Below are 11,889 nucleotides of genomic sequence, written 5' to 3'. Positions count from 1 at the left end.
CATAGCTCTGGGGGAGGGAGAGATGCGGACCAGAACTTCAAGACGAATGACCCAAACGCAGGCGGCCTATACGTTGCTGCTCCCGTTTCTGGTGGTCTATGCCCTTTTCCTGATTTACCCCTTCTTTCGCGGGGTCTGGATCAGCCTGCATGACTGGAACCTGCTTGCTGTCGCGTTCAACCCTGACGCCAAGGAATTTGTTGGCCTGCGCAACTACGAGCGCGTGATGTGGGGCCGCAATATCGAATGGTCGCTGTTTGCAGCGCCATTCTGGCAGGTCCTTGGCCTGATTGGACTGGCGCTGTCGGTCCTGTTGCGCTTTGGGGGCAAGTTAAGCCGTTTCAATGCGATTGCCCTTGGTGTGGCGTCGGTCTTGCTGATCGTTATCCCCGGTTTTCACGCGGGCGAGGGTGGTCGCTGGTTTGACCGCAGGTTTTGGCCCACCGTTGGCAATACGCTCGTCTTTGTCGGTTTGGCAGTGCCGGGCGTGACGATCTCCGCGCTCTTGCTTGCGGCTGCCGTCAATCGTGAAACCCGCGCCATGTCCATGCTGCGCACGCTGTTTTTCCTGAGCCAGGTTCTCTCTGTAACTGTTGTGACATTGATCTGGCAGATCATGTTTTCGCCCCGTCAGGGCCTGATCGCAAACATCACCCAAGCGGTGGGTGGCACGCCGATCAACTGGCTGACCGACCAGCAATTCGCCATGGCCGCCATTGTGATCGCCACAATCTGGTGGAGCCTCGGGATCGCGATGATCCTCTTTCTCGCAGGTTTGCAGGATATTTCGAAAGACCTTTATGAAGCGGCGGCGCTTGATAACGCCACGGGCGCGCGGGCGTTCTGGTACATCACCCTGCCAAACCTCAAGCGCACCATCACGGTTGTCGTGATTTTGCAGATCATCCTGCACTTTCAGGTTTTCGGGCAATCGCATCTGATGACCCAAGGCGGGCCGAATGACAGCACACAGGTCCTTGTCCGCTACATCTACCAGACGGGGTTCCGCGATAGCGAGCTTGGTCGGGCAAGTGCGATGGCGGTCTTTCTTTTTGTCATCATGGGCTGCTTTTCCATCATCCAGTTTGTTGTAGGGCGGGAGAAACCGGAATGAACCGTTCATATTACTGGCTCGTCACAGCGCTCGCCATTCCCGCTTTCATCTGGCTTGTCCCGACCGTCTGGATGGTCTCGCTCTCTTTCCAGCCCAATGATGTTCTGGCGCGGACGACGTCCTCCACTGCCTTCGGGCTGATCCCTTTGCCGTTTACATGGGACAACTACGCCGCCCTTTTCAGTTTCGGACAAACACCTGCATGGTTTTTGAATTCTTTGATCGTTGCCGTCGGCATGACGCTCGGCGTGCTCGCGGTCTCAACGACAGCGGGCTACGCGCTTGCACGGCTAGAGTTCCCGTTCAAGAAGACGATCACCGTGATTTGCCTCATCGGGCTGATGGTGCCGGAACAGGCTGTTTTCATTCCGCTTTACACGATGTTCGCTGATTTCGGCTGGCATAACAGCTATCACGCGCTGATCCTGCCGCGCATGGCCGTGCCGATCGGTGTTTTCCTGATGATGCAGTTCTTTCGTGCGATCCCGGAAGACATCGAAGAGGCCGCACGGCTTGATGGCGTCACATGGCTCAGGATTTTCTGGTACGTCATGCTGCCGCTCGCGCGGCCTGCCATGATGACCTTGGCGATCCTGACGTTTCTTTATGCGTGGAACGATTACCTGTGGCCACTCGTCAGCGCCCAGCAGCGTGAATACTTCACGATCACTTTGGGCCTTGCGTCCATCCAATCCAACTTCGCGCAATCGGAAGGGCTGGGCCGTGTCATGGCCTCGGGCGTTATCGCGTCCCTGCCGGTTGTCATCCTGTTCCTGATTTTCCAGCGGTACGTGGTGCAAGCCATGACCGTGGGCGGATCAAAGGGCTAACCGCACATTCTAGGGAGGAATACCATGAAACATGTGCTACTCATCGCGGCCGCAACCGCGCTCATTGCCACCGAAAGTGTGGCGCAGGAGATCACACTCGGCCGCTTTTTCGGCGCCTGCGAGGATGCAGGCACCGACACCACGACAAGCGCGGGCGAGGCTTGCATCATCCAGTCGATCATCAATGCTGCTGATGCGGAACTGGACGGGATCAGCATCAACACGCTGCCGACCGACTGGGGCAACTACTACGACCAGATCAAGGCGGCCTACGCCGGTGGCACGCCGCCCGATGTGCACGTCATGCACCGCCACCGCATCCCTGAATTTGCCGGTCTGGGGGCGCTCGCTGAGATTTCCGGTGAGCTGGAAGCGGCAGGCATCGACGCATCCGACTGGTCCCCTGCGGCACTTGATGCAGTCAGCTACAATGGCGGGATCTACGGCGTCCCGATGGATTTCCACGCCAACCTCTGGCATGTGAACATGGACATCATGGAAGCAGCCGGATTGGTCGAGAACGGCGCGCCCGTATTGCCAACATCTCCGGCCGAAATGATGGAACATGCGGCAATGGTCAAAGAGGCCACCGGTCAGGACTATCTGGCAGCAGACTTTGCACAGTTCCCGATTGGTGTGCGTCTGGTGCTTGCCCTGATGTGGCAGCAAAACGCGAACATCTTTACAGATGACGGCACCGCCACAATCAACACCGAAGCCGGCAAGAACGCCATTGAAGCGATCACACAGCTCTTCGACGCTGGCTACGCCAACCCGCAGCTCAACTATGCGGACAGCCAGCAGGCTTTCCTGAACGGCGAGGCTGCGGTTCTTGTGAACGGCACATGGGTCGTGGACTTTTACAGCGCAGAGGCTGCGAAAGAAGAGGTGGCGCTTGATAACTACTATGTTGCCGACTTCCCAACACTCTTTGAAACAGGCGCAACCTGGGCGGACAGCCACATGTGGGCAATCCCTGCATCGCTGGAAGGGGCCGAGCGCGAAGCGGCGCTGAAAGTGCTGGCTTTCATCAATGATCACAACATCGACTGGGCGCGTACCGGCCACATGTCTGTGCGTCAGTCTGTGGTGGACAGCGAAGCCTATCAGTCATTGCCACACCGCGATGAATACACAGGCACCGCCGCCATCGCCAGGGACACGCCACCATCCGAGCGTTATGGCGCAATCCAGGATGTGCTGAACCGCGAATTGCAGGCCATCTGGCTGACCGACAAACCGGTGGAAGCGGCCCTGCAGGATGCAGAGTTCGAGGTGCAGGACTTGCTTGATCGCTAGGCACGCCGCCCTGTCGCTCCGATCTCTTGGGTCGGGGCGACGTCTTCACTATTCTAGCTTTACGGACACGCGCATGGACCGCTGGACAACCAAAGACGCAAACGCATGGTGGGACGCCCAACCTTGGGTATGTGGGTTTAACTACTTGCCATCCACGGCGGTGAATTTTCTCGAGATGTGGCACGCAGACAGCTTTGATCTGCCAACAATCACACGGGAACTGCAATGGGCGGCAGACATCGGCTTCAATGCGATGCGGGTCAATCTCCACCCGCTTTTCTGGGAGCACGACCGCGCCGGTTTTCTGGAGCGTATCGACAGCCTGCTGGCGGTTGCAGACCAGTGCAGGATCAAGACCGCGCTCTGTCTTTTTGATGACTGCGGTTTTGGTGGGGTCGAACCTGTCTATGGTCCACAGCCGGATCCGATTGCGGGGGTGCATAACAGCCGCGCGATTGCCAGTCCGGGGCGCGATGTGGTCATGGATGCCGAACGGCATGACACCCTGCGGGCCTATGTCATCGGCGTTGTGCGCGCTTTCCGGAATGACCGGCGGATCCTGTTCTGGGACATCTACAATGAACCCGGCAACAGGATGCAATTCAGCAAAGACGGCTTTTCGCGCTACCCCCGTGATCTCGAAAGCCATTCGCTTGCCTTGATGGAAAGCGCCTTTGCATGGGCGCGCTCGCAATATCCCATGCAGCCTTTGACGGTTGCTGCCTGGACAACACCATTGCCGGGCGAGGCGGCACACCCCTATCAGACAGAAATTGACCGCAGCGCATTGCTGCATTCAGACATCATCACGTTCCACGCCTATTGGCGCACCGATCAGGTAGAGCGCTTTATTGATTATCTGTCCGTTCTCGATCGTCCGATGCTCTGTACCGAATGGATGGCACGGGCGGTGGACAGCACAATTCCCGACCAGTTGCCCATGTACCACGACCGCAAGGTGGGTTGCTTCCAATGGGGATTGGTGCAGGGCCGCTCACAAACGCATCTGGCTTGGCCCCATGATCTCGTGCGCGCCCATGGAGGGCACGCAACGGATGATCTTTGGTTCCATGACCTGCTTTATCCAGATGGCAGGGCTTATGAGGCCCGTGAAGTCGAGACGATCCGCACCCTCACAAAGGGCCACCAAAACCAGTCTATCAAAGGAGCCTGATATGTCCGGTGTCACGATGCACAGCATCATCAAGAAATATGGCGACGTTCAGGTTATTCACGGCATCGATCTTGAGATTGATGATGGTGAGTTCTGTGTTTTCGTTGGTCCTTCCGGCTGCGGGAAGTCAACCTTGCTGCGCATGGTCGCCGGGTTGGAGGAAACGACCGAAGGCCAGATGCATATCGGTGCCCGTGATGTGACACGGCTTGACCCCTCGGACCGTGGCGTGGCGATGGTGTTCCAGACCTACGCCCTTTACCCGCATATGACCGTCAAGGAGAACATGGGCTTTGGGTTGCGCATGAACAAACACCCCAAGGACGTGATCGCGGCCAAAGTGGCCGAGGCCTCGCGCATTTTGAAACTGGATGACTATCTTGACCGCAAACCCGCCGCTCTGTCAGGCGGGCAACGTCAGCGCGTGTCCATCGGACGCGCCATCGTGCGCGGGCCGGACGTATTCTTGTTCGACGAGCCGCTGTCCAATCTTGATGCCGAGCTGCGTGTGGAAATGCGGGTGGAAATCGCGCGTCTGCATAAGGAAATCGGCGCAACGATGATCTACGTCACGCATGATCAGGTCGAGGCAATGACGCTGGCCGATAAAATCGTTGTGCTTCGCTTGGGGCGAATTGAACAGGTCGGCGCACCGATGGAGCTTTACCGCGACCCCGACAACAAGTTTGTCGCGGGTTTCATTGGTAGCCCCGCAATGAATTTTCTGGATGGAACAATCACCGAAGCGGGTGTGAAAATAAATAGTCTCAAGCAGACCGTGCCGACCGGTCTCGCAGGTGGCCACAGGGGGCGGCGTGTCACTGTGGGTCTGCGCCCCGAGCATCTGACGATTGATCCGGCGGGTGACGCCGTGACCGTCGATCTGGTTGAAAGCCTTGGTGGGGTCTCATATGCCTATTTGCTCACGGAAGATGGCGAGCGGATTGTCGTCGAGGAACGTGGCGATAAGCGTGTTTCGGAAGGCCAGCGCGTTGGTCTGACCTTCGAGACGAAAAGACTGTATCTGTTCGATCCGGAAACCGAGCAGCGTATCCGCGACTAAGTCTTTGGGCGCGTGCCATATGCGGGATTATTGCCCGAAGAAAAGGCCTGCTTGGGCTGCCAAGTGCTGTGCCGTCCCATTACCGTTCAAGGCATGCGGGCCCTCTGTTAACGACAGGGGCGCTAGGCGTGGTCCAAAAGCGTCTGTACCGCAGAGAAATCTATCAGAGTTGTGATTTCGACAGGATTGAGCGGGCGCCCAAGTCTTTCTTCCAGAGACAAGACAATGCGAAAATGTGCCAGACTATCCCATTCCGTGGTCGTCATCAGGCTCGTTTCTGCGGTGATGCTCTCTTCGCTCACACCAAGCGCTTTGGCGATGATCGAGACGGCCTCACTGTGCATCTGTCTTGTCCTGTCCATTGCGTTTCTTTTGCCAGTCTTCTGCCAGCATCTCGTAATAGATTGTATCGCAATGTTCGTCTGTGACGGGGGATAGCCACGCCTTGCGATCATAGCCGATCATGCGGAACCCCATCTTGTTGTAATTGTAGATTGAACTGAAGTTGCGACTGAGCACACGCCCCTGAAACCGGACAACGCGGTCAGAGGCGCTAAAGTGATCCATGAGTCCTGTACGGACCTCTTCAAAGACATCCTTGCCCCACCAACTCCGCGCATGGATGACGAGTGCAAGGCTTGCATTGCCTGACCTGTCGATGGTCACCCTATGCGTGCCGATCGTGCCTTTGATCTCTTTCGCAACAATCGCATGAAAGAACCGCGAGTGACCATCTGGCCGCCCGATGACCTTGACCCACTGAAAATCGGTGTAGGCTGCCTTGGGCATCATCAGGTTATGCAGAATTTCACTGTCGGTCCGCCACGGTGCTGTGGATTTGATGGCTTGCTGACGCGTACAGTTCACCAGATTGAAGCGATCGGTAATAATCGGCTTGCACAGATAGGGATCAGGGGGCTCTTTTCGGCGCATGAGTTTCAGGACCATTTGGCAATCATCCTTGCTTTGACATCAACTCTTGCAATCTTACCGCGGTCATTCTTGGGGATTTCACCAACAATTTCAATCTTGGAAGGCACCGCGTCCGCCCGCGCGTTCTCTCGGCACCACAGGATCAGATCCTGTGCAAGCAGATCGGGGGTGCGTGCCCGGACGATCGCTGCGACGCGCTCGCCTGAAACGGCATCCGGAATACCGAAACTACATGCTTCCGCAACGTCTGGATGTGACTCAAGCAGCATGTCAACTTCTTCGGCAAGGACCTTGATCCCCGCGATGTTGATTTCGTTCTTGCTGCGTCCGACCAGCCGGAGTGACTGGTCAGCCGAGAGCTGCCCCAGATCGCCTGTCAGCAAAAAACCGTCCATCATCGTTTCGCGCGTCTTGTCTGCATCGCGCCAGAAACCCAGCATCTGGCCCGGGCTCTTGACGGCGATTTCCCCCTCGCCAGTGACATGCAGATGCCCGTCGCGGAGAACCCTGAATTCACCACCCCAAGGGCGGCCGACATAGCCGTCGGTGCTTTCGGTTTCAGCGAAGGCTCCGCCGGAAATCCAGTTTGCGGTTTCTGTCATCCCGTATGTGTTAAAGACATTTCCGGTCCCGCACCATTCACCGATTTTCCGCCACAGGTCCGCCGATAGCGGCGCTGAACCAACGTGGACGCGCTGCATCGGCGCTTTTGGCGGGGGTGATATTGCCAGAAGCATACGCCAGAATGATGGAACGGAACTGAAGAACGTAATCCCGTTGCTATCGAGAGTGGCCCCAAAAGAGGAAAGTTCGTTCATCTGCACCTTGGGCCAAAGAAAGAGATGCTGTCCTGCGTAGAGTGCCGTGAGCGCGTTTCCAATCAGCCCGTGGCCGAAGAACAGGGGCAGGGTGCAAAGGGTCCGCTGCAGCGCCGCTGGACCGATCGCCTTGAGGTTTTCTTCAAGTCGCGCCTGCAGTCCGGCAAGACTATGGGTCACGCCTTTGGGCACGCCTGTCGTGCCAGACGTCATCAAAATGAGTGCGGCGTTCTTGATGTCATCATCGCGAGGATCAAAGGCAAGGGGCTGAACCGCGTGGCCGTCTTCAAGCCATAGCGATGCGCCAGTGCTCTGCGATCACATTTCCCCGTTCCTTGTCTTTGATGTCCGGATTGACCATGACAGCGCATTTGCCGCACTGCCAGACAGCAAAGAGGCTGACAAGGCAGTCGATGGGGTCATTTATCGCAATGACGATGCGGGCAGGGCTTGGCGGTATGTGCTTTTTGATCTCCGTTGCACGGGCATCAACCAGCTGCCCGAACGCGGGACGATCAACCGTACGACCGGACCTGACACAGGTCATGCGCGCGGGTCCAGATATGAGGTTGCGCAAGGCGTCGTCTACTTCTGCCATCGATTTGAAACGCCCATTTTGCCATCCTAGTGTCAGCGTGCCTCAGGCCTGATAGGTTGAAACCTTCATGTGCCGTTGTCTTCACTATCGTTAACTTTTTCTTGCTTCAAGTAAGCCCGCTGCTTAGCATAACACGCGACAGTACTTTAAAAGAAAGGGAGAAGGGTATGTTTAAGGGAATTAAGGCTACGCTCACCGCAGCAACGGCCATTGCGTTGTCGGGAACAGCTGCAACGGCTGGTGGCTTGGCCGACGAGATCGTAGAAGCGCCCGTCGTCGTAGAAGATCCGGTCGAGGTTGCACCTGCTGCCGGCAGTATTCCCAGCTGGGTTATTCCTGTTGCTGTTGTGGCGCTGTTTGTCGGTCTGGCCTCGCGTGACAGTGGCGACAGCGGCGGCGAAAGCGAAAGCGAGCCTGACGAAAAGGAGTTTACTCCAATCGAAAAGTTCTAGGATAAAGCGACTGCACAGCGCGGATTGACTAGCCTTGTCCTGAATCCAATAATGGATGATAAGACAGCAGCTTAGCTGTCAAGATCGTACAGACCTCCGGCGTTCCCGCCGGGGGTTTTCTTTTGGTGGCGGCCTCTAGAGTCCTGATTGTAACAGTCGTTTGACGGCTGCACGATCCTGTTCGGCGGTTGCAGATATCGCCTGAAACCCGTGCGAAATTGTAATGGTGCACAGGGCAGGGCGCAGCCGTCCGCAGCGGAGTCCAGCAAGGTTTGCTGCGCGCATGAAACAGTGCGGCCATGACGTGCGGCGTATGTCCGCATGTCGCGCGCAAGTGTTTCATACTGTTTGACGCGCGGCGCGAAAACCAATAGCCAGTTAGTCACCAGGGGCGCCGAAAGGCTGAGATGTACCCTTTGAACCTGAACCAGATAATGCTGGCGGAGGGAGGTCGTATGTTTCTTTGCGCTGCATACATAGTCCCTCTTTTTGCCTGCAAAAAAGAGGAATGACCATGGCCGCGCACGACCTCCTGACTGCCCTTAGAGCCCAAAAACCCCTCGTGCATTGCATGACAAACTATGTGGCGATGAATATCGCGGCAAACGTCGTTTTGGCGGCGGGTGCCTCGCCTGCGATGGTCCACGCAGCCGAAGAAGTGGCCGAGTTCACCCCGCTTTGCGGCGCGCTTTCAATCAATATCGGGACAATTTCCGCGCCATGGTTTGCCAGTATGACAGAGGCGGCGGCAGTGGCAAACACACACAACATTCCGTGGGTTCTGGATCCGGTGGCGCATTTCATCTCGGCGTATCGCCGGGGAGCTGCACAGAAACTTCTGGCCCAGCGTCCCGCGATTGTCCGTGGCAATGCGTCAGAAATACTGGCGCTTGCGGGCGAAGTCGGTGCTGGCAAAGGTGTAGATAGCGGGGATAGTGTGTCGGCTGCTCAGGGCGCTGCAAAGGCGCTTGCGATGCAGTTTGACACAGTTGTAGCTGTCACAGGGCCCGTTGATTACCTGACCGATGGCAAGCGAGAGGCAGAGGTCTCGGGTGGCTCGGCCCTAATGCCACAGGTCACCGCGCTGGGCTGTTCGCAGACCGCATTGATGGGGGCCTACGCTGCGACCGGTTCCGCCTTTGATGCAGCACTTGCAGCCCTTGCGCATTTCAAAGTCGCAGGAAGCGCCGCCGCAAAGCGTGCGCATGGGCCTGGCAGTTTTCAGATGCATTTCCTCGATGCACTCGCCACTGCCCAGCCGGACGATCTGGCGGGGGTCATCGGCTGATGGGGACCCTCAGAAATCAATTGCGTCTCTATTTGGTCACCGATCCGCGGCTTTGCGCGGGGATCGGCGTTGTGGAGAATGTTCGCCGCGCTGTGGCGGGCGGTGTGACCATGGTGCAGTTGCGCGATAAACACGCCACCACCGCCCAGCGGACCGATCTGGCTGTCGCCCTGAAAACAGCTTTGCAAGGGTCAGGCGTGCCGCTTGTGATCAATGATGATGTCGTGGCGGCTGCGGCGGCCAACGCGGATGGCGCGCATATCGGGCAGGGGGATATCTCGCCTGCACAGGCGCGCGCGATCATGGGTCCGGGCAAAATACTCGGGCTGTCGTGCGAAACGCCGCAAGCGGTGCGTGATGCTGATCCGTCTTTGGTGGACTACCTCGGTCTGGGCCCTGTGTTTGGCACGGCCACAAAGACCGATCATGCGCAGCCGATAGGTTTCGACGGTTTGGCGCAGCTGGTCGCGTTGTCATCGTTGCCGAACGTAGCGATTGGCGGTCTGAAGCCCGATCATATCAGCGGTGTTCTTGCCAGCGGTGCAGATGGCATGGCCGTTGTCTCCGCCATTTGCGGCCAGCCTGACCCATGCATCGCATCCCGTGCATTCGCGACGTTCCAACCGGAGGGCCGCGCATGATACCCAACGTGCTGAGTATTGCCGGGTCCGACCCGTCGGGCGGGGCCGGCATTCAGGCCGACATCAAGGCGATTTCCGCCAATGGCGCGTTTGCGATGGCCGCCATCACGGCTTTGACGGCGCAGAATACGACAGGTGTCGAGAGCATCCATCTTGTACCACCCGCCTTTGTCCACGACCAGATCGCAACCATCTTTGCCGATATCCGCGTGGACGCCATCAAGATCGGGATGATCGCCAACGCGGATATTGCAGCCGCAGTGGCGGACGCACTGGCCAGATACAAGGGGACTCCAATTGTGCTTGATCCTGTGATGATCGCGAAAGGGGGTGCGGCATTGCTGCAACCGGACGCAGTCAGAACGCTGCGTGACGTGCTCTTGCCGATGGCTGCGGTGCTGACGCCGAACTTGCCCGAAGCGGCGCATTTGCTGGGCGCTGCCCCTGCGAGCACGCGTGATGCGATGGCAGCGCAAGGCAAGGCGCTCTGTGATCTGGGTGCGACCGCCGTGTTAATGAAAGGCGGTCATCTTGAGGGGCCGGACAGCCCCGATTGCCTTGTGACCAATGACGATGTGACGTGGTTTGAGGGCCTGCGCACCGCAACGGCAAATACCCACGGTACCGGCTGTACGCTCTCGTCTGCCTTGGCGGCACATCTCGCCAAAGGGCTCAGCGTCGCGCAGGCCACATCCGCCGCCAAATCCTATGTCGCAACAGCCATTGAGCGGTCTGGTGATTTGTCCGTCGGCAAAGGCCACGGCCCCACACACCATTTTGTCAGCCTTTACCCCAAATCAGAGTGAGTATGCTATGAGAACCACTATTTTAACCACTGCAAATCACATTGGCCGCTGTGCGACATACGGGACGGTTACGGCTGATGTGGGTCAGTTCCCGTCACGCCATCCTGCTGATAATACCCACTCTCTGGGGGCCGTGGCATGACCGGTTCCGTTTATGGTGAAACCTTTGCCCATTGGCGGGCCGGTTGCCCGGGTCCATGGCGCGACTATACCCATCATGCCTTTGTCGAAGGTCTGCGGAACGGTTCTTTATCGCGCGCATCTTTCCTGCATTACCTTGTACAGGACTATGTCTTCCTTGTGCATTTTGCGCGGGCGTGGTCCCTCGCCGTGGTCAAGGCCCAGACGCTGGACGAGATGAAGATTTGTGCGGGCACAGTTGATGCTTTGGTCAATCACGAGATGGCGCTGCATGTGACAACATGTGCCGCCCAAGGCATTGATGGGGCGGCACTCTTTGGCGCAGTCGAGGAATTCGAAAACCTTGCCTACACGCGATATGTGATGGACGCAGGGCTGCAAGGCGATTTCCTTGATCTGATGGCAGCACTTGCCCCATGTTGCTTTGGTTACGGGGAAATCGGCCTGCGGCTTGCACGCTCGGCTGCCCCGGACACGCCCTATCGCGACTGGATCAACACTTACAGCGACCCGGAATATCAAACCGTGATGGCGTCAGTCGGTCAGATGATAGATGGTGCAATCGCACAGCGATTGGGCCCCGACCCAACCACATCCCAGCGCTGGCCGAACCTTCAGGCACGGTTCACAACAGCAACCCGGCTCGAGGTTGCGTTTTGGGATATGGGACTGCGCGGCGGGTGACCTGCCACCGGACTTTCATACAATTGCGACCGGAGCCAAGTGATTGCG

At 57.7% G+C, this 11,889-nt stretch carries 14 protein-coding genes, 1 pseudogene and 1 riboswitch; of the genes and pseudogenes, 10 read left to right on the top strand and 5 right to left on the bottom strand.

Going from position 1 to position 11,889, the window contains the following annotated elements; genetic code table 11:
* Nucleotides 1–46 precede the first annotated feature (46 nt).
* The 5 genes from SJY29_RS10585 (at nucleotide 47) to SJY29_RS10565 (ending at nucleotide 5,480) form a co-directional block, all read left to right on the top strand.
* The gene (locus SJY29_RS10585; protein ID WP_400082694.1) at nucleotides 47–1,114 is read left to right on the top strand and encodes a carbohydrate ABC transporter permease; all 1,068 of its coding nucleotides are present in this window, start codon (nucleotides 47–49) and stop codon (nucleotides 1,112–1,114) included.
* Complete coding sequence (locus SJY29_RS10580; RefSeq protein WP_400082691.1) at nucleotides 1,111–1,944, top strand: carbohydrate ABC transporter permease; 834 nt, start codon at nucleotides 1,111–1,113, stop codon at nucleotides 1,942–1,944. The genes SJY29_RS10585 and SJY29_RS10580 overlap by 4 nt, the downstream gene beginning before the upstream one ends.
* Nucleotides 1,945–1,968: 24 nt before the next feature.
* Nucleotides 1,969–3,243 carry an extracellular solute-binding protein gene (locus SJY29_RS10575; protein ID WP_400082688.1) on the top strand — a complete coding sequence of 425 codons (1,275 nt, stop codon included), beginning with the start codon at nucleotides 1,969–1,971 and terminating at the stop codon, nucleotides 3,241–3,243.
* Nucleotides 3,244–3,316: 73 nt separating this feature from the next.
* Complete coding sequence (locus SJY29_RS10570) at nucleotides 3,317–4,417, top strand: hypothetical protein (RefSeq protein ID WP_400082685.1); 1,101 nt, start codon at nucleotides 3,317–3,319, stop codon at nucleotides 4,415–4,417.
* A gap of 1 nt (nucleotide 4,418) precedes the next feature.
* Complete coding sequence (locus tag SJY29_RS10565) at nucleotides 4,419–5,480, top strand: ABC transporter ATP-binding protein (RefSeq protein ID WP_400082682.1); 1,062 nt, start codon at nucleotides 4,419–4,421, stop codon at nucleotides 5,478–5,480.
* Between the two features lie 122 nt (nucleotides 5,481–5,602).
* Here SJY29_RS10565 and SJY29_RS10560 read toward each other — a convergent pair whose 3' ends face one another.
* The 5 genes and pseudogenes from SJY29_RS10560 to SJY29_RS10540 form a co-directional block, all read right to left on the bottom strand.
* Nucleotides 5,603–5,824 (bottom strand): acyl carrier protein, encoded by a 222-nt coding sequence (locus SJY29_RS10560; RefSeq protein WP_400082679.1) that lies wholly within the window; start codon nucleotides 5,822–5,824, stop codon nucleotides 5,603–5,605.
* Entirely contained in the window at nucleotides 5,814–6,428 is a 615-nt protein-coding gene (locus tag SJY29_RS10555; RefSeq protein ID WP_400082676.1) for a GNAT family N-acetyltransferase, read from the bottom strand. Before SJY29_RS10555 ends, SJY29_RS10560 begins: the two co-directional genes overlap by 11 nt.
* Entirely contained in the window at nucleotides 6,419–6,682 is a 264-nt protein-coding gene (locus SJY29_RS10550; RefSeq protein ID WP_400088901.1) for a hypothetical protein, read from the bottom strand. Before SJY29_RS10550 ends, SJY29_RS10555 begins: the two co-directional genes overlap by 10 nt.
* 168 nt (nucleotides 6,683–6,850) lie before the next feature.
* Nucleotides 6,851–7,474: pseudogene (locus SJY29_RS10545) on the bottom strand (AMP-binding protein); the annotation flags it as partial.
* Between the two features lie 43 nt (nucleotides 7,475–7,517).
* The gene (locus SJY29_RS10540; RefSeq protein ID WP_400082674.1) at nucleotides 7,518–7,829 is read right to left on the bottom strand and encodes a hypothetical protein; all 312 of its coding nucleotides are present in this window, start codon (nucleotides 7,827–7,829) and stop codon (nucleotides 7,518–7,520) included.
* A 167-nt stretch (nucleotides 7,830–7,996) separates the two neighbouring features.
* On the opposite strand from SJY29_RS10540, the gene SJY29_RS10535 reads away from it, so the two are divergent.
* From SJY29_RS10535 to SJY29_RS10515, 5 genes are all read left to right on the top strand, one after another.
* Nucleotides 7,997–8,281, top strand: coding sequence for a hypothetical protein (locus SJY29_RS10535; protein ID WP_400082672.1), 285 nt, complete (start codon nucleotides 7,997–7,999; stop codon nucleotides 8,279–8,281).
* 377 nt (nucleotides 8,282–8,658) lie between these two features.
* A riboswitch (TPP riboswitch) is annotated at nucleotides 8,659–8,747 on the top strand.
* A 48-nt stretch (nucleotides 8,748–8,795) separates the two neighbouring features.
* Nucleotides 8,796–9,569 carry a hydroxyethylthiazole kinase gene (gene thiM, locus SJY29_RS10530; protein WP_400088899.1) on the top strand — a complete coding sequence of 258 codons (774 nt, stop codon included), beginning with the start codon at nucleotides 8,796–8,798 and terminating at the stop codon, nucleotides 9,567–9,569.
* Nucleotides 9,569–10,210: a thiamine phosphate synthase gene (thiE, locus tag SJY29_RS10525; RefSeq protein WP_400082669.1), complete on the top strand. Its 642-nt coding sequence runs from the start codon at nucleotides 9,569–9,571 to the stop codon at nucleotides 10,208–10,210. Before thiM ends, thiE begins: the two co-directional genes overlap by 1 nt.
* Entirely contained in the window at nucleotides 10,207–11,016 is an 810-nt protein-coding gene (gene thiD, locus SJY29_RS10520) for a bifunctional hydroxymethylpyrimidine kinase/phosphomethylpyrimidine kinase (RefSeq protein ID WP_400082666.1), read from the top strand. Before thiE ends, thiD begins: the two co-directional genes overlap by 4 nt.
* Nucleotides 11,017–11,154: 138 nt before the next feature.
* Entirely contained in the window at nucleotides 11,155–11,841 is a 687-nt protein-coding gene (locus SJY29_RS10515) for a TenA family protein (protein ID WP_400082664.1), read from the top strand.
* Nucleotides 11,842–11,889: the final 48 nt, after the last annotated feature.

This window comes from Yoonia sp. R78084 (assembly GCF_044595625.1).
GTDB lineage: Bacteria > Pseudomonadota > Alphaproteobacteria > Rhodobacterales > Rhodobacteraceae > Yoonia.
The sequence above is the reverse complement of the archived record's forward strand: the minus strand, read 5'-3'. Positions and strand labels throughout refer to the sequence as shown.

Coding starts and splice junctions, on each gene's coding strand:
- SJY29_RS10535 (WP_400082672.1), top strand. CDS start 7,997: ATGTTTAAGGGAATTAAGGCTACGCTCACCGCAGCAACGGCCATTGCG.
- thiM (WP_400088899.1), top strand. CDS start 8,796: ATGGCCGCGCACGACCTCCTGACTGCCCTTAGAGCCCAAAAACCCCTC.
- SJY29_RS10580 (WP_400082691.1), top strand. CDS start 1,111: ATGAACCGTTCATATTACTGGCTCGTCACAGCGCTCGCCATTCCCGCT.
- SJY29_RS10515 (WP_400082664.1), top strand. CDS start 11,155: ATGACCGGTTCCGTTTATGGTGAAACCTTTGCCCATTGGCGGGCCGGT.
- SJY29_RS10570 (WP_400082685.1), top strand. CDS start 3,317: ATGGACCGCTGGACAACCAAAGACGCAAACGCATGGTGGGACGCCCAA.
- SJY29_RS10540 (WP_400082674.1), bottom strand. CDS start 7,829: ATGGCAGAAGTAGACGACGCCTTGCGCAACCTCATATCTGGACCCGCG.
- SJY29_RS10560 (WP_400082679.1), bottom strand. CDS start 5,824: ATGCACAGTGAGGCCGTCTCGATCATCGCCAAAGCGCTTGGTGTGAGC.
- thiE (WP_400082669.1), top strand. CDS start 9,569: ATGGGGACCCTCAGAAATCAATTGCGTCTCTATTTGGTCACCGATCCG.
- thiD (WP_400082666.1), top strand. CDS start 10,207: ATGATACCCAACGTGCTGAGTATTGCCGGGTCCGACCCGTCGGGCGGG.
- SJY29_RS10555 (WP_400082676.1), bottom strand. CDS start 6,428: ATGGTCCTGAAACTCATGCGCCGAAAAGAGCCCCCTGATCCCTATCTG.
- SJY29_RS10550 (WP_400088901.1), bottom strand. CDS start 6,682: ATGCTGCTTGAGTCACATCCAGACGTTGCGGAAGCATGTAGTTTCGGT.
- SJY29_RS10585 (WP_400082694.1), top strand. CDS start 47: ATGACCCAAACGCAGGCGGCCTATACGTTGCTGCTCCCGTTTCTGGTG.
- SJY29_RS10565 (WP_400082682.1), top strand. CDS start 4,419: ATGTCCGGTGTCACGATGCACAGCATCATCAAGAAATATGGCGACGTT.
- SJY29_RS10575 (WP_400082688.1), top strand. CDS start 1,969: ATGAAACATGTGCTACTCATCGCGGCCGCAACCGCGCTCATTGCCACC.